Here is a 15,825-nt window from a genome sequence, read left to right as displayed (position 1 = left end):
TTTCATTCGGCCGGCCGTCCGGAGACAGCAGGCCGATAGCGAACCGGCGGTCCGGCCTCACCGCCGGTTCGCGCCCCGCGTTCTATTGGCAAACTCACACCCGGCCGAAGCCGGGCGTTTTGTTTTCCGCGTCACATCATTCATCCGAAAAAGGACTCTCCTAATGAAACTCACCGTGACGGCCGTCGCGCACGCGACCGGCGTTCCACCAGCCTTACTGATGCAGTGGGTATCTCGTGGCGTTGTTTCTTATGGCGAAGGTGACGAGCCCCCGGCCGGGCAGGGCATTGCTGCCGTCTTCGGCAGACGACGGCTAACGCAGGTTGCCATCACCGGCGCGTTAACCCGCGCGGGTGCGATGCCTGGACGAGCGGCACGTCTTGCCTTCGCCTTTAGCGATCGCGAGAACGGCGTCGATGAGGACGGCGCCTTCCTTCGCCGCACAGCATCGGAACTATTTTCCAGCCGCGAGAGCTTCCTGGTCGCCGCGCCAACCGATCCTCCCGTGGTTGTCGGCGTGCCTCCCGGAACAGCGCATTCCCGCATCGTCGCGGCTGCCTGTAATTGGACCAATCCCCCCGGCACGCTGGTCCTGCATCTCGATCCGATCGTCCTCGCCGCGTTCTCCCGCGCCGCATCCCTTCATTGAGGATCCCTATGAAAATTCTCGACAGTCTCGCCGCGCTGATCACGGTCGCGCGCGATGATAAGGCGACTTCCACCATCATCGCCGAAAGCCTCGAGAAGGCTCGCGCTGAATATAGAGCCGCGGCTACCGCGCTCGCGACAGCCGAGGCCGGCTACACCGACGCGCTACTAGATAGCCCGAAGGCTGCCCGCGCCGCGCACGATGCGCGTGCCGATGCCCGAGTCGAACTCGATCGGACCACCGCTCTGGTCAGTCGACTGGAGATCAGGCACGGCGAGACGATCGAGCGAGAATCCGAGCAAGCTTTGACGTCGGAAAAAGAAGCTGTTGAGGCGGAGGCGAAGGCCGTTGCCCGCGCGTTGCGCGAAGAATATGCACCGGCCGCCAACACAATTGTCGCCCTGCTGGCGCGATTGCAAAAGGCGGAGGCAGCGGTGGCTGCGGTAAACCAGAAGCTGGCGGACGCCGGTCGTTGGGAGGCGGAGAAGCTCGAGGCGGTCGAGCATCGCCGAGATGCTCTACCGTTGCCACATGATTTTCACGGGATGACGCCACGCAGCCGCCACTCAGTGCTGGTATCGACGCTGCGGCGGGTCGAGGGAGTTTGCGATGGCTGGTTTGCCGGGAACGTGATCGGTCGCAGCATGACCGCCGTTGAATTGTCGAGTCTCGACGTGCCCGAATATTATCGCCGATGACGTGCGGCCCATCATGCTGCGCGCGTTGCAGGGAGCCCTTCGCCGGCGACGCGCCACCACCTGAGCCGCTGGCGGTAGAAGGCGAGGGTGCCTTCACCCGCAAGGTGAACCGTGCCCCGCAGTTCGCACAAGCTGATCTGTGGCCGATCGCCATCCACGAATCCGGACATGCGGTCGTGGCTCTCCTGTTGGGCTGGGCGATCGGGTCGCGGGGCGTTGATATCGCACAGCTCTTTTCCGCTAACCTTGCCCGTCCTCCGGGGGCGACGTTCGCATATGAGCATGTCGCCGTCCTTGTCGCGGGACACACCGCAGAGCGGTGGCTCGGCCGTCGCATCTGGCGGCCCGAGGCCCCTTATCTCCATTTCTACCTGGCCGCGGCGCGAGCGGGGGAGGCGCGGACTTGCGACAATTGCCGCGCCTTCGCGGCGCTGGTGCAGGATCGGCCTGACGATGACGACGAGATGGTCATCGCGCTCTATCGGCATTTTGAAAAGCGCGCGATCGATCTCGTGACGACTCCCCGGATCTTCAGCGCGATCCAGGAAGTTGCGCGCGAACTGATGCAGCGGCGCGTCATGCAGGACGATGACGTTCGAAGGTTGATACCTCCCGAGATGCTCCCTGGCGGGTGCCACGCCCCAATGTGGGCCTCTATGGGGTACAGCAACGACGTCAGCCGCGTCGCGTTACCGCGGGTTTAGGCGGAAGCGGAACCCTCTGGGAGAATTCTGCAGCCGGCCGTTCCTCGGGGTGCCTCGCCGTCGCGGTGCGCACCCCCGCGGGGAAGGACCCGACGGCGCCCGTGAAACATCCTGTTTCACAAGGTACTTCCCGACCACCCGGCCGGCCTGCGCGGCGGCGGCAGCCCTAAAAAACGCTAGTTCCAGCCTAGATTCCGAGGTACGCACCTTTGGGCCAAACACGGCGCGCACCAACGATTCCGGGGTGCGCACGGTGCGCACCCGGATGCGCCCTGGCGGCCAAGATCGCAAATCTGCGCGATCTGCCCTTCGCCCTCTTTAGGGGACGAGACAGCGCGCGCCCTCGCCCACCGATCGGTATCGAACCAAGCCGATCCTGGCAAATCAATCAGTGCGACAGCCCGCCTGCAGGGCCGCTTCCCTCGCGCGCTGATAACTCTCGATCACGGCAGCATAGTTTGGAGCGACGAGGCCGTAGAGATAGGCAAGATCGGCCGCTTCGGGACGCGCCCAGGTCCGGTGGAGTTCCGACAGCAGCGCATTGGCCGAAGTCGGTCTCACGCCGGCCTGCACGAAACGGGCGAGAGATGTGCGCGAGACCATTTCACTGGGATCGCCCGACGCATCCAGCACCGCATAGACGTCGTATCCGGCCGCGTGTGCGTCGAGCGCGGGAAACATCACGCAAACGCTGGTCCAGACACCGGCCATGACGAGCGTCTTGCGGCCCGTGGCTCGGACCTGGGCTACGAAATCGTCGTTATCCCAGGCGTTCACCTCCCCCTTGCGCGGGACGTAGACGGCGTGAGGGGCGAGTTCATGGATCTCCGGCATAAGTGGCCCGTTGGTGCCGTCGGGTTCCGAGGCAGTCGTGATCACCGGGATGTTCAGGAGCGTACAGAGCCTCGCGATCATCTCCACATTGCGCCGCAGGTCGGCCACCGGAATATCCTTGACCGTCTGGAACAGCCCGGACTGATGATCGAGAAGAAGAACCAGTGTATCGGACGGGTTCATAAGCGCTGCGCCCCCACCGGTCGGAAGCACGCTTGATTTTTTTGACGACGTTTCCATCTCTATTCTCCCGCGCCATTGTTGATGTGTCAGATTGACTGGCTGAGAATGACATAAAGCGCCAAACGCGCCGCCACGTGAGGCGTCGTCGGTTCCATTCAACTTCGGCAATTACTGGTGCCTCAGGGGGCCCCGACCATCAATATTACCTTCGGCTGACGACGATATACAAGTGAGCTAGCATATTTAAGTAGACGTTGCTGGGTCGCCACCGGGCACCGCCGCGCGCGTCCGCAGCTCGCGCCGCAGGCGCTTATTCTCCAGCCGCAGCGCCGCCATTTCGTCACGCATGGGTTCAAGCGCCACCCTCAGTTCGGCCTCGGTAAAGCGCGGCGTGATGTGCTGCGGGCAGTTCCAGTCGAACGCCTCGACGGTGATCAAGACGACGCGCTCGATGCGGTCTGTATAGCCTGGCACCGCCAGCCGATCCCGCAGCGGCGGGTCGTCGACCGCATCGATGATACGCATGCGGCCAAGGATCTTCAGGCGGCGGCGATGGGCGTAATCCATCAGGAAAAGCGACACGCGGTCATTGGCCTGGACATTGCCGGTGGTGATGTACTGCCGATTACCGCGGAAATCCGCATAGCCCAACGTCGCGTCGTCAACGACCCTGAGAAACCCGGCGGGTCCGCCGCGGTACTGGACATAGGGCCAGCCGGTCTCGGAGACGCTGGCCAGATAGAAACCGTCGCGCGCGGCGATGAACTCGCGCTCGGGCGGCCCGAGACGCTGGCGCTGGAAATTCTCGCCGGAGCGGCCGCGCTCGCCCGTCCGCGCCCACTCGGCCGCGCTGCCATAATGTTCCTGCGCGGCCGCGACCGAGGGCGTCGTCGCGATATGGAGATATTTGCTGCTCATGGCGGTTGTACCTCACGGTCCCCCGGAGCGGCGGCCCGTTACAGCCGCCTATCAGTCTTGAAGCGCCCAGTCCGCCACCTGCCAGCGCAACTGCCCCCGGTCGGAGACGATTCGGCCGAGCCCCGGAAAGGGCATATGCGTCGCGGCGATCAGCGCGCCTTCCGAAGCGGCCAGCGGAAAGAAGCGGTCCCGCATCGCCTGGGCCGCCGGACGGTCCTGCTCGAACAGGAAGACCACGTCGGTGGCAGCCGGATGCACGACGGGGAAGAGCATGTCCGACACCATGATGAGGCTCTGCCCGCCATCCTCGATCCGTACGCCGATATGGCCGGGCGTGTGGCCGGTCAGGTCGACGATGGAGACGCCTCGCGCGATCTCGCGCTCGCCGTCGATCGCCTGGAGCTTGGGGTAAAGGCGCACGAGCTGGTCCGCCATGCGGAAGCTGGTCTGCAGATAATCGGGAGCGCCGTTCGCCTTGGCCGGGTCCGTCCAGTGTTTCACGTCGCGCCGGTCGACATAGAGCTCTGCCTTGGGGAAGGTTTTCTGTCCTCCGACGATCAGTCCGCCCATGTGGTCCTGATGCATGTGCGTCACGATCACAGCGTCGATCTGGTCGCGCTGCAGGCCAAGCGCGCCGAGCGCCTGCGGCAGCGCGCCGGTCTGCCCGATCGAGCCGGCCGGGCCGGCATCGATGAGGATGCGACGCGCGCCGTCCTCGACCAGGTACTGGTTGAACAGGAATCGCACGCCGCTCGGCCGGGCGGTGTGCTGCACAACCGCAGCCTGTTCGACCTCGGCCGGCGTGCGGCCTGGAAAGAAGGTGTAGGGCATGTCGGCGAAGCCGTCCGTCAACGCCGTCACGGTGAAGCGGCCGATGCGGATCTGAGCCAGCGGCGTGACGCTGGCTGGCGCCGCGGGCGTGGCTGCAAGACCCGGCGTCGCGCCGAGGATTGGCGCGAGCCCACTGCCGATGAAGCCACCCCCAAGGGCACCTCCCCCCAAGAGACCAAGCGGAAGACCACTGGCAAAGGCGCGGCGGGACAACGGAGACATGGGGCCTTCCCTCTTCATCATTGGACGTGGCAGAGAGCCGACCGGCCCTACCAGATGAGGCGAAAGGTAGGACATCCAGATCTGGGGGAGTATCGTACGGATTTGGGAGATAACCTCCCGAAATTCGGAAGGGCATGATGGATCGTTTCGAGGCGATGTCGGTACTGCTGGCGGTTGTCGAAGCAGGCAGCCTGTCGGCTGGCGCGCGGCGGCTGCGCAAGCCCCTCGCCACGGTGAGCCGCAATGTCGGCGAGCTGGAAACGCATCTGGGCGTCCGGCTCGTCCTGCGCTCCAGCCGCGGCCTTGCCCTTACCGATGAGGGCCGCGCCTTCGTCGCCGCATCACGTCGTATCCTGGAAGACCTGGAGGCAGCGGAGCACCAGGCCGCAGGAGATTACGGCGCGTTACGCGGAGGGCTGCATGTGACCGCGCCGATTGCTTTCGGCGAGCACCATTTATTGCCGATTGCGCTGGAATTCCTGAAGGAACAGCCGGAGATCAACCTGCGCCTGACGCTGGCGGACCAGCAGATCAGCCTGACGGACCAGCATATCGACGTTGCTCTGCGCATCGGGCACCTGGTGGACAGCGCACTGATCGCTACGCGCGTGGGTACCGTGCGCCGGGTCATCTGCGCGAGCCCCGCCTATCTCGCCCGGCGCGGCGTGCCGCGCCAGCCTGAGGATCTTGCACAGCACGACGGCATCAGTTTCCAGGGCTTCGCGGTCGCCCCGGAATGGCGCTATCGTCGCGATAGCGCTGCTTTCGCCATCGAGCCGCGCCCAAAGTTGGCCGTCAATACGACCGAGGCGGCCATCCAGGCGGCCCTGGCTGATCTCGGAATCATCCGCGTGTTGTCCTACCAGGTGGCGGATGAGTTACGGGCAGGCCAACTGCTGGTCCTTCTGCCGGATTTCGCGCCGAAGCCGCTGCCCGTCAACCTCATCTACGCGCGGGCCGAAATGCTGCCGCTGAAAGTCCGGTGTTTCCTAGATTGGACGGTGCCGCGCCTGCGAGCCCGGATGGCTGGGCTCCATGCAGAGGATTCGTGAGGGCAATGGCGAGCTTCAGGGCAATATCGCCAACAGCTCCTGGCGCAAAGGACGGACGTTTGGGGTCTCGCGCGGAGCCTCTTCCCTTCGGCCCCAGGCCGTCCCTGCCGGGCTCGATCTGCATACCCACGACTTCAGCAAGTCGGGGTACACAACGGCCATCGAGGCCAAGCGCAAGCCGGGTGCGGTGGAGGATGTGGGCTGACAGCTACCACGGCCCGTCTGTGAACATGTCTCACGGGCGGGTCCTCCCGGCCATTGAGAATGACGGGTGTGCGACATCCTGAGATATCGCTAGCGTGTGGGGGCTGGAATGACTCCCACTTCCGATGGTGATGGAAGAAGGGCGACTAGGACACGCTGATCATGGTATGAGAAAGTGAGAATCAAACCACTTGCCGAGCGCGCCCTTGTTCTCTATTTGTTCCATGTTATGGCTATCCTAAAACGCATCCGCGATCCCATTCACGGCCTCATCACCTTTGATCTCGATGATCCCGTTGATGGTACAGCATGGGAGCTTATTAACACGCCTGAGTTCCAACGGCTCAGGCGTGTGAAGCAGCTTGGCGTCTCAGAGTTCACATATCCCGGCGCCACACACACTCGTTTTGCCCATTCAATTGGCGTCTTTCACCTCGCCAGGCAGCTTATGAGTGTTGCCCAACGTGATGTGCCAAAAGCACAACGAGACGAGCCTAGAGAGCGGGCGGCTCTGCTCGCCGCGCTTCTTCACGATCTCGGTCATGGTCCCTTCAGCCACGCATTCGAAAATGCCGAAAAGGTGCGGCTTCCCAAGAATCAATACAAGGATCATGAGGATTGGACGGGAGATCTGATTTGTCAGCCAGGCGGGAATATCCGGCGCATCTTAAAGGATAAATTCCGTAGAAATGGCGAAGTCGCCGACGAGATCGCGGCCATGCTGCGCGGCAAGAAACAGGATCTCTATTCGTCAGTGGTATCCAGCTCGTTTGACGCTGATCGACTTGATTACCTTCGACGGGATAGGATGATGACCGGCTCTGGTGCCGGTGCAATTGATTTCGAATGGCTTCTGGACAATTTGCGTATCGTCGATGTTCCGGCCAATAGTGGGGAGGACATCGAAGATTCCGACGGGGATACTATCCAAGCCTTCTCTTTCGAGGAAAAAGCTCTTCAGGCAGCGGAAAGTTTTATACTTGCCAGATTTCATCTTTATTCGCAAGTGTATCTTCACAGGACGACGCGTGGCATCGAGCAGATGTTGACGGCCTTTCTTTTGGCGTTCAGTGCGGAGGCATCGAAGGGTGCGCGGGCTGATCTCCCTGTATCAGTGGATCATCCATTGCGCGTTTATTACGCTAATCCAACACCTGACCTAGATTCATATATCGCGCTCGACGACACAGTTGTCTGGAATGCGCTGGAGGTATCTGCTGCTAAGGGCAATGGAAAGATTCAAGATTTTGCGGATCGCATCTGCTCCCGGAAAATCCTGAAGTGTGTCACAATTGATATAGTGAATCCACAAGAGGCAGATAAAGCCCGACGCAGATATATCGACGAAAATATGAAGGATCAGATTGGGGTTTCCGTCTTCGAGGATCGGGCTAATTTAGCTATCTATAAAGACCCGAGCAAAGAAACTGTAAAGCCCCATAAGCGCGTTCATATTCGGCGCGATGGAGGGAAGGTTGTTGACATCACATCCTTATCAAAGCCGGTGGCGGCCCTCTATCAAGAGCAAGAAATACTACGTTATTACTTTGCTAATGAGAGCGATCGGGTAAGTGTCCTCAATGTCACGGGAGAGAGCCATGCCGCAACTTGATGACTTGGTGGTCGGGGTAGTTGCGTTGTCAGACGGAGCACTAGTTGGCCGCATCCGCCTCCAAAAAGTGGTCTATCTACTTGATAGGCTTGGCATGAAGAGCGACGTACCGTTCGAATATCACCACTATGGGCCGTATTCTGAAGCGCTTTCGGACGCTGTGACGGATGCGAAGTTCTGGGGCCGAGTTGAAGAAGAGGTGAGCTTCCGATTGAACGATGGGGCACCTTACAGCACGTTCAAAACCCGAAGCAAAGCCCCTGAAACTCTCGGGTCGCTGAGTTCCGGGGATGCCAGGCGCTTACTCGCAAAGTTCGCGGGCTGCACGTCCACTGTTCTTGAGCTCGCGGCCACTATTCATTGGCTTGCCTTCGAGGAAAAGGTCGCTGATTGGCGTGCCGAAATTAAGGTGCGGAAAGCTGGTAAGACAGGCAACGGTCGTCTCGAAGCGGCGTTGACATTACTGAAAGAAGTCGGTCTAGCACCCACCTAAACTGTCGCTTTTGCTCAATTCGCCAGGCGAGGCTCTGCGCGGCGTGCCGCCGCTATCCGGCGGGAGATCTTGTAGCTGTGCGAGGCGGGGCCGGCGCGGGCTGTGACGTGGCTGAGAAGGAAGTCCAAGAGGCTGTAGGCAGCGCATATGCGGCCTTGAAGCTGGTGGAGGTCATCTAGGCACGCGGACGGGGGTTATGGGGACGTAGAGGCTCGGGTGAGGGGTCATCGATTTCATTGCGCCTCACACGCCGTAGCGCCTGCCTGCCTCGTCAGCAGTGATGTTGCAAAGACGGGGCGGGCCTCCGCCGTGCATGTGGCCAAGTGGGTGCGTGAGTTCCCAATAGCGGCCATCGGCTGGATCTTGGAAAAGGACGGCCCATCCCTCGAGAGCAATGGCGATCTTGGTGAGGTAGTCGTAAGTCAGATAATTCATCCGCTCCATGATCGAAGGATCATCCTGCCAATGATGCTCCGCCGTGATCACGGTTTCCTCTGGCCGGATGGGGACGTGGGGGCTCGCGAGGTGGGTCATGGCTCACGCCTTAGTTGATTTCGCCACCACACCTAAAACCGACTTGCGGTCGACGAAGCCGACGCGATCGTCCCGACTATCGGTCGAATTGTCGCGATTGTCACCGAGAACGAAATATGAGTCGGGCGGGACAGTGTTGACGTAGGTCGTATCCCAGTAGCCTGTTTCTCCGGCGATCTCACACACCTCGAACGGGCCGGCCTGGGCCTGCTCAGAAAAGCACGCGACGCCTTTTTTAGGTTTCCCAGCAGCTATGTAGTCGCGATTTGGGAGCCGCTTCCGATCGATGGGCTTGTCGTTCACATAAAGAACGCCCTTTTTCATCTGCACTTTGTCGCCCCCGACAGCGGCCACCCGTTTGATCCAGACAGCGCGGTATTGTTCCGGAAGGAAGGCGATTACATCGCCGGTCACAATCGGTCGCTGCCATTCTTGAACGGGAATGATCTCAATGGTCGAACCCTTGGGATAGTTGGGCCACATGCTGTCAGCTCCCATCGTCGTCGTCACTGCTATGGCAAGCACAGCCGGGACGATAGAGATCGCTAGGGCTCGTATGCTACCCATCGTTTGCACTCGTCAACTCGTCGGGCCGGATGCCTTCGTCCTGCCGCTTCGCGAGACGGACGCCGGGGCCGCCTGCTGCGGAGGTCGCATCCTCGTCGATGAAGATGATGCCGGCCGCTTCGAGGGCGGCTTGGATATCACGTAGCGTGCGCTCGTAAGGTGTCCGCTTTCCCGCTTCGAAATCGGTCAGTGTGGCTCGCCCCACCTTAGCCGCAGCGCACAAGTCGGCCTGCGACCAGCCCAGGATTGCCCGAGCCGCTCGACAGCGAGGAGGATCAATCATGTTTTTTTCCCAATGTAATGTAAAATACATTTACTTTCGCCAAAGGTCAGGCTTTAATTATGGTGTTAGCTGATTTGCCTGACTTGGGCAACTCTGCAACACCCCCCGCTCGGCCGCTTTGTGCTCTGTGCGCGTGCCGAGCGGGGGCACCCCAGAACCGAGGAGACCACCGAGATGACCATGACTGCTGCCATCGCCGCCGGCGGAGTTGCGAGAAGAAGAAGATGCGCTCGCACCGCGGAGCCTGGGTCCGTTGTCGAGCTGACCAACGGGCGAGAGGTAATGGTGACGACGATCAACTACGGCCTCTTGCGCGCGCCCGTGGCGTGGATGTTGTCGTCGTGGAGGCGCTGGACCGCCTATCTCGCGGTATGGCGGACCTCGCGGGCATCCACAAGCAGCTTGAGTTCCTCGGTATTGAGATCGTCGCCGTCAATGGCGGGCGCGTGGACACAGCTGCCATCGGCATCCACGGGCTCGTGGGCCAGATGCAGCGGGAGGAGGGGGCACGGAAGGTGCGACGTGGCATGCAGGGCGTCGTGCGCGACGGTCGCCATGCTGGCGGTCGGGCCTTCGGCTATCGTCCTGTTTCGGGCAAGCCGGGCGAGCTGGAGATCGTGCCGGAAGAGGCCGCGATCATTCAACGGATCTTTCGGGAATATCGATCAGGCGTGTCGCCGAGGACGATTGCTGCCAAGCTTAACAGCGAAGGCGTGCCGCCGCCGCGGGGACAGCGATGGAACGGTAGCACCATAAATGGCAACCGCCAGCGTGGGCACGGCATTCTGCAGAACCCGCTATACGTCGGCCGCAACATCTGGAACCGCGTCCGGATGGTCAAGGATCCCAACACCGGCCGCCGGGTGTCGCGTGTCAATCCTGAGTGCGAATGGCTCGCGTCGGATGCCCCGCATCTCCGGATCGTGGATCAGGAAACTTTTGATGCTGTTCGCGGTCGGAAGGAAAGCCGAGGGGGCGCACATGCCGCTCACGCGCCGCGGTCAAAGCGTCTGTTGTCGGGGCTGCTGCGATGTGGCGGCTGCGGCGGCGGGATGACCATCATTGGTCGGGATCGTTCGGGGCCGCGCATTCAATGCAGCACCCAGCGAGAAAGCAAGGCCTGCGACAACGGCGCGAGGTACTACGTCGAGAAGATTGAGCGGCTGGTCGTCGACGCCCTCCGGATCCAGCTGGCGAGCCCGACACTTATTAAGGAGTATGTCGAGGCCTATCGTGAGGAGCGGCGCCAGGCCGAGGCCGGGGCTCGACGTGACCGGGCTCGGATCGAGCGAGGACTGGCGGACGCGAATGCTGCAATCAAGCGGCTGGTCGATGCCCTTGCCAAGGGCGTGATCTCGGAGGAGGACGTCGCCGAACGTATGGTCGAGCTGCCCGCCGACAAAGAGAAGTTCACGGCTGAGCTGGCTCTGGCCGGTCAAACCACCAATGTCATCGAACTTCGGCCGCAAGCCGTTGAGCGCTTCCGGGAGAACATGGAGGCGTTGGCGGTAATCGTGGCGAGAGACGGCGAGATCAGCCTCGATCTGGCCGAACCATTTCACGCTCTTGTCGAGAGCGTGGTTGTCAATCCACGCCGTGCAGGGGAGGAATATGAGGTAAGCATCAACGGACACTTGGCGAGCCTGATCGGCTCGGATGCGTCGTCTATGACGTTGGTAGCGGAGGAGGGACTCGAACCCCCGACACGCGGATTATGATTCCGCTGCTCTAACCAGCTGAGCTACTCCGCCAACCGATGCGATGGCATCGACGCGGATGCGATATAAGGAAGGGGTGGGGTCACTGTCAATCGCCAGCTTCGGTACGACCCAGGAAAAGTTGTGCTGGCACGCCGGACTGCGCGGGATCATCGGGAGCGCGCGCGGCACCGGGGCCTTCGATCCCCCCGTGCAGGTTCTGCTGTGCGCTGCGCCCCGCATATCACAGGCGATGATGGACCGTGCCCAAATGTTGCGTCCGGGACCGTTTCGTCTGCCGATAATTTTCGCGTTGAAAATCAGAATGTTAGTCGTCTGCAGATGCGCCGCCCAACCCGTGATGCCTCGGCCTTGCCCATTAACCCGGCATCGGACGCATGGGCCTTAATCATCGGGAATCCTGATATCCTATGCCTTGATTTATAATTGGACGGATTTTCTTATTCGATCCTAATCTTGGAGCTCGAGTGGACACGCCGGGCTTGATTGCGGATTGATGATGACGACGATCCAGGTTGAATATCCCGAAGTTGACGTTGGTAAAAACCGCGCCCTTGATCCCATACATCTGCAGATTTTGTGGAACAGGCTTATTTCTATTATGGATGAGGCAGATATCGCGCTGCTTCATTCGGCGTTTTCCACAATTGTCGCCGATTCCCGTGACTATGCGGTTATTCTCCTCGACCGGCACGCGCGTTCGATTGCCCAGGCGCAGATCTGCGTGCCTGCCTTCACCTGCTCCCTGCCGAGCGCGGCGCGCACCATGCTGCAGGACTTTCCGCCCGATAGCCTGAAGCCCGGCGACGTCCTGTTCACCAACGATCCCTGGATCTGCCACGGCCACCTGCCGGACTTCTACGTGATCAAGCCGATCTTCCACGGCGGTGAGATCGTCGCCTATTTCGCGGCCGCGGCGCATGTCTCGGATGTCGGCGGGCGCATGGACGAGTTGATGGCCCGTGACGTCTACGAGGAGGGCATCCGGCTTCCCCCCTGCAAGATCTATGAGGCCGGCGTTGCCAATCGACCGGTCATGAACATCATCGCGGCGAACACCCGCCATCCGCGCCTCGTACTCGGCGACCTCGGCGCCATGACGGGCGCGGCGACGGTGGTCGAGGAGGGGATCGCGCAGTTCATCGGCGACTATGGCGCGGCGGCCCTCGATGAGGTCGCCGACCAGATCCTGACGCGTTCCGCACGCGCCATGCACGATGCCATCGCTGCCCTGCCGGATGGTGACTACCCCTACGAGATCGAATGTGACGGCTTCCGCAAGCCGACACGCATCAAGCTCAATCTTAAGGTGCGCGGCGATGCGATGATCCTGGACTATACGGGCTCGGACGATCAGCGGGCTGATGCCTCCATCAATTGCGTGCTGAACGTCACCCACGCCCATTCCATGTTCGCCGTGAAATGCGCGCTGGTTCCTACGGTTCCCAACAACGAGGGGCTGTTCGGCCCCGTCACGACGGTGGCGCCCGAGGGCTCCATCCTGAACGCGCGCTTCCCGGCGCCGGTGCGGGCGCGCTCGATGACGAGCTTCCACCTGCACAACGCCATCTTCGGCGCGCTCAGGCCTTTCGTGCCGGATCGCGTCCAGGCCGGTTCAGGTTCCTTCTGGTGGATGACCTGCTCCGGGCGTGATGCGGCCAACGAGCCCTTCTCGGTCCACGTGCTGCCCAACGGCGGCACGGGGGCGGTCATGGGCAAGGATGGCTTCCCGACTATGGCCTTCCCCGGCAACGGCAGCCTCACGCCCATCGAGATCATCGAGAATCGGGCGCCGCTGGTCGTCACGGAACGCTCCATGGCCCCCGATTCCGGCGGCGCGGGGGAATTCCGCGGCGGGCTCGGGCAGATCATCCGGGTGCGGACCCTGCGCGGGCCGGCCAATCTCACCTTGCGCCCGGACAAGGTCTTCTTTCCGCCGCCTGGCCTCGATGGCGGCCTGCCAGGCGGCAAGGGCGAATTCATGATCGATGGCGAACAGGCGCCGTTTGAACCCTTCACGCTGCAGGAGGGCCAGGAACTGACGCTCAAACTGCCCGGTGGTGGTGGTTACGGCGATCCCGCGCGGCGCGATCCGGCGGCGCTGGCGGCCGATATCCGCAAGGGCTTCGTCAGCCGGGCCAAGGCGGCGGAACTCTATGGCGTCGTGCCGGAGGCCGAGTGACGGACATGACCAGGACATTGCGCTTAGGCTTCGATATTGGCGGGACCTTCACGGATTTCGTGCTGCTCGACCCCGAATCGGGCCGGCAGACCATCGCCAAATGCCTCACGACGCCGCATGATCCGGCCGAGGGCGTGCGCCAGGGGCTCTCCGAACTCTTCGGCGGCGAACTCTTCTGCGGCTTGGACGTCGATGCCGACGCCCTCGAGATCGCGGTTCACGCCACCACGCTCATCACCAACGCGCTCATCGAGCGCCGCGGCGCGCGCGCCGCGCTGATCGCGACGAAGGGCTTCCGCGACACCGTCGAGATGGCGACCGAGCTGCGCTACGACAACTATGACGTGCAGATGGAGATGCCGACGCCCTTGGCGGAGCGGGATCTGCGCTTTGACGTGACGGAACGGCTGGACCGCGACGGCAATGTGCTGGTGCCACTCGATGAGGACGAGGTGCGCGCTCTCGCGCGCAGGCTGGTGGCCGAGAAGGTCGAGGCCGTTGCCATCGTCTATCTCCATTCCTTCCGCAATCCCGTGCATGAGCGCCGCACCGCGGACATCCTCAGGGAAGAGATACCCGGCCTGCTGATCAGCTGTTCGAGCACGGTCTCGCCGGAGATCCGCGAATACGAGCGCAGCACTACGACGCTGGCGAATGCCTATGTGCAGCCGATCGTCAGCCATTATCTCGACGCGACGACGCAAACCCTGCGGGAACGCGGCTACGTCAGGCCGCTCCATATCATGGTCTCGTCCGGCGGCGTGTCCAGCGCCGAGACCGTGAAGCAACTGCCGATCCGGATGCTCGAATCCGGGCCGACGGCGGGCGTTCTCGCCGCGATCGAATATGGCCGACGCATGGGCATGCCCAATCTCGTCACCTTCGACATGGGCGGAACGACGGCCAAGATTGGCCTCGTCATCAACCATGAGGCCAAGAAATCCAATGTGTTCGAGGTGGGGCGGGTCTCGCGCTTCCAGAAGGGCAGCGGCCTGCCCATCCGTATTCCGGTGGTGGAACTGATCGAGATCGGCGCCGGCGGCGGCAGCATCGCGCAGGCCGACGGGCTCGGCCTGCTCGCGGTCGGTCCGCGCAGTGCCGGTTCGGCGCCGGGGCCGGCCTGCTATGGCCGGGGCGGCACGGCACCGACCGTGACGGACGCCAATCTGGTGCTCGGATACCTCAATCCCGACAACTTCCTCGGCGGCGACATGAAGCTCGATGCGGGCGCGGCCTGGAGCGCGGTGGAAACCGGGCTCAGCCAACCGCTCGGCCTCGGGGTTGAACGCTGCGCGGAAGGCGTGTTCCGCGTCGTCAACGAGAACATGCTGGCGGCCTGCAAGGTGCATATCGCCGAGCGCGGGGAAGATCCGCGCAACTTCTACCTGTTCTCCTTCGGCGGGGCGGGGCCGGTGCACGCCTATGAACTGGCGCGGGCGCTTGGCATGAAGGGCGTCGTGGTGCCGCCCGGCGCCGGCGCCGCCTCCGCCTACGGCCTCGTGGCGAGTTCGGTGGCCTTCGATCTCGCGCGTTCGCATGTCACAAGCCTCGACAAGGCGGACTGGCCGCGGGTGACGGCCGTCTATGAGGACATGCGGGAAGAAGGGCTCGCGATCCTGCGCGAGGCCGGTGTCGGCGCGGGCGAGACCCCGATCATCCGCCGTTTCATGGATCTGCGCCATCTCGGCCAGGGTCGGGAGGTCGCGGTGGAGATCGACGAGGCCACCTTCGCGACGGGAGATCTTGAGGGCATGTCCCAGGCCTTCTATGCGGCGCACCGCCTGCGCTACGGACATGCTCATGACCATTTGCCGGTCGAGCTCATTACCTGTCGCATGACCGTCTCGGGACCGTCCGTCCTGCAGAGCGGAGCCGCTGCGACGCAGGCGGTTGCGCCGGGGGTACCGGAGGTGAAGGGCAGGCGCCCGGTGTTCTTCCCGGAGCTCGGCCGCTATGTCGAAACGGCCATCTACGACCGCGGCCAACTCGCGCCTGGCATGAGCTTCGCCGGCCCTGCGGTGATCGAGGAGCGGGAATGCACCATCGTTGCAGGTCCATCCGCTTCGGTGCGCATCGACCCGCTCGGCGCGATCTTCCTCGATCTCAACACGCCGAAGCGGATGAGCTGACGCGAGAGGTCG

General features: G+C 62.5%; 17 protein-coding genes and 1 tRNA gene. 10 read left to right on the top strand and 8 right to left on the bottom strand.

Annotated elements, in window-relative coordinates:
• The first annotated feature begins 175 nt into the window (after nt 1-175).
• The gene (locus C7450_RS24605) at nt 176-649 is read left to right on the top strand and encodes a hypothetical protein (RefSeq protein ID WP_170147415.1); all 474 of its coding nucleotides are present in this window, start codon (nt 176-178) and stop codon (nt 647-649) included.
• A gap of 8 nt (nt 650-657) precedes the next feature.
• The gene (locus tag C7450_RS24600) at nt 658-1,347 is read left to right on the top strand and encodes a hypothetical protein (protein WP_110377106.1); all 690 of its coding nucleotides are present in this window, start codon (nt 658-660) and stop codon (nt 1,345-1,347) included.
• A gap of 11 nt (nt 1,348-1,358) precedes the next feature.
• Here the strand turns inward: C7450_RS24600 and C7450_RS34115 are convergent, their stop codons facing one another.
• Nucleotides 1,359-1,517, bottom strand: coding sequence for a hypothetical protein (locus tag C7450_RS34115; RefSeq protein WP_170147414.1), 159 nt, complete (start codon nt 1,515-1,517; stop codon nt 1,359-1,361).
• Nucleotides 1,518-1,523: 6 nt separating this feature from the next.
• Here C7450_RS34115 and C7450_RS24595 point away from each other — a divergent pair, with 6 nt between their 5' ends.
• A complete protein-coding gene (locus C7450_RS24595) occupies nt 1,524-2,051 on the top strand; it encodes a hypothetical protein (RefSeq protein ID WP_146227492.1) in 528 nt (175 codons plus the stop codon).
• 384 nt (nt 2,052-2,435) lie between these two features.
• Here the strand turns inward: C7450_RS24595 and C7450_RS24590 are convergent, their stop codons facing one another.
• From C7450_RS24590 to C7450_RS24580, 3 genes are all read right to left on the bottom strand, one after another.
• Complete coding sequence (locus C7450_RS24590) at nt 2,436-3,125, bottom strand: isochorismatase family protein (RefSeq protein ID WP_110377104.1); 690 nt, start codon at nt 3,123-3,125, stop codon at nt 2,436-2,438.
• Between the two features lie 186 nt (nt 3,126-3,311).
• Nucleotides 3,312-3,986 carry a pyridoxamine 5'-phosphate oxidase family protein gene (locus C7450_RS24585; RefSeq protein WP_110377103.1) on the bottom strand — a complete coding sequence of 225 codons (675 nt, stop codon included), beginning with the start codon at nt 3,984-3,986 and terminating at the stop codon, nt 3,312-3,314.
• Between the two features lie 51 nt (nt 3,987-4,037).
• Nucleotides 4,038-5,039, bottom strand: a complete 1,002-nt coding sequence (locus C7450_RS24580) for an MBL fold metallo-hydrolase (protein WP_110377102.1) — start codon at nt 5,037-5,039, stop codon at nt 4,038-4,040.
• 137 nt (nt 5,040-5,176) lie between these two features.
• On the opposite strand from C7450_RS24580, the gene C7450_RS24575 reads away from it, so the two are divergent.
• The 4 genes from C7450_RS24575 (at nt 5,177) to C7450_RS24560 (ending at nt 8,400) form a co-directional block, all read left to right on the top strand.
• On the top strand, nt 5,177-6,091 hold the full coding sequence (locus tag C7450_RS24575) for a LysR family transcriptional regulator (RefSeq protein ID WP_110377101.1): 915 nt from the start codon (nt 5,177-5,179) through the stop codon (nt 6,089-6,091).
• Complete coding sequence (locus C7450_RS24570) at nt 6,075-6,296, top strand: hypothetical protein (protein WP_110377100.1); 222 nt, start codon at nt 6,075-6,077, stop codon at nt 6,294-6,296. The genes C7450_RS24575 and C7450_RS24570 overlap by 17 nt, the downstream gene beginning before the upstream one ends.
• A gap of 174 nt (nt 6,297-6,470) precedes the next feature.
• The gene (locus tag C7450_RS24565) at nt 6,471-7,907 is read left to right on the top strand and encodes an HD domain-containing protein (protein ID WP_110377099.1); all 1,437 of its coding nucleotides are present in this window, start codon (nt 6,471-6,473) and stop codon (nt 7,905-7,907) included.
• Nucleotides 7,894-8,400 (top strand): hypothetical protein, encoded by a 507-nt coding sequence (locus C7450_RS24560; RefSeq protein WP_110377098.1) that lies wholly within the window; start codon nt 7,894-7,896, stop codon nt 8,398-8,400. Before C7450_RS24565 ends, C7450_RS24560 begins: the two co-directional genes overlap by 14 nt.
• Nucleotides 8,401-8,643: 243 nt before the next feature.
• Here the strand turns inward: C7450_RS24560 and C7450_RS24555 are convergent, their stop codons facing one another.
• From C7450_RS24555 to C7450_RS24545, 3 genes are read right to left on the bottom strand one after another with little or no spacing between them, the layout of a single operon-like run.
• Nucleotides 8,644-8,934, bottom strand: a complete 291-nt coding sequence (locus C7450_RS24555; RefSeq protein ID WP_110377097.1) for an Imm27 family immunity protein — start codon at nt 8,932-8,934, stop codon at nt 8,644-8,646.
• A gap of 3 nt (nt 8,935-8,937) precedes the next feature.
• A complete protein-coding gene (gene lepB / locus C7450_RS24550; RefSeq protein WP_110377096.1) occupies nt 8,938-9,501 on the bottom strand; it encodes a signal peptidase I in 564 nt (187 codons plus the stop codon).
• Nucleotides 9,494-9,784: a helix-turn-helix domain-containing protein gene (locus tag C7450_RS24545; protein WP_110377095.1), complete on the bottom strand. Its 291-nt coding sequence runs from the start codon at nt 9,782-9,784 to the stop codon at nt 9,494-9,496. Before C7450_RS24545 ends, lepB begins: the two co-directional genes overlap by 8 nt.
• Nucleotides 9,785-9,843: 59 nt before the next feature.
• Here C7450_RS24545 and C7450_RS24540 point away from each other — a divergent pair, with 59 nt between their 5' ends.
• Complete coding sequence (locus tag C7450_RS24540; RefSeq protein WP_342588540.1) at nt 9,844-11,502, top strand: recombinase family protein; 1,659 nt, start codon at nt 9,844-9,846, stop codon at nt 11,500-11,502.
• Here C7450_RS24540 and C7450_RS24535 read toward each other — a convergent pair.
• Nucleotides 11,459-11,535, bottom strand: a tRNA-Met gene (locus tag C7450_RS24535). The two genes, C7450_RS24540 and C7450_RS24535, sit on opposite strands and share 44 nt — an antisense overlap.
• Nucleotides 11,536-11,998: 463 nt before the next feature.
• On the opposite strand from C7450_RS24535, the gene C7450_RS24530 reads away from it, so the two are divergent.
• Both C7450_RS24530 and C7450_RS24525 read left to right on the top strand, forming a co-directional pair.
• Nucleotides 11,999-13,684: a hydantoinase B/oxoprolinase family protein gene (locus C7450_RS24530; protein WP_110377094.1), complete on the top strand. Its 1,686-nt coding sequence runs from the start codon at nt 11,999-12,001 to the stop codon at nt 13,682-13,684.
• A 5-nt stretch (nt 13,685-13,689) separates the two neighbouring features.
• Nucleotides 13,690-15,813: a hydantoinase/oxoprolinase family protein gene (locus C7450_RS24525; protein ID WP_110377215.1), complete on the top strand. Its 2,124-nt coding sequence runs from the start codon at nt 13,690-13,692 to the stop codon at nt 15,811-15,813.
• The last annotated feature ends 12 nt before the right edge of the window (nt 15,814-15,825 follow it).

The organism is Chelatococcus asaccharovorans (assembly GCF_003201475.1).
Taxonomy (GTDB): Bacteria; Pseudomonadota; Alphaproteobacteria; order Rhizobiales; family Beijerinckiaceae; genus Chelatococcus; species Chelatococcus asaccharovorans.
This window is presented reverse-complemented; position numbering and strand designations above follow the sequence as displayed.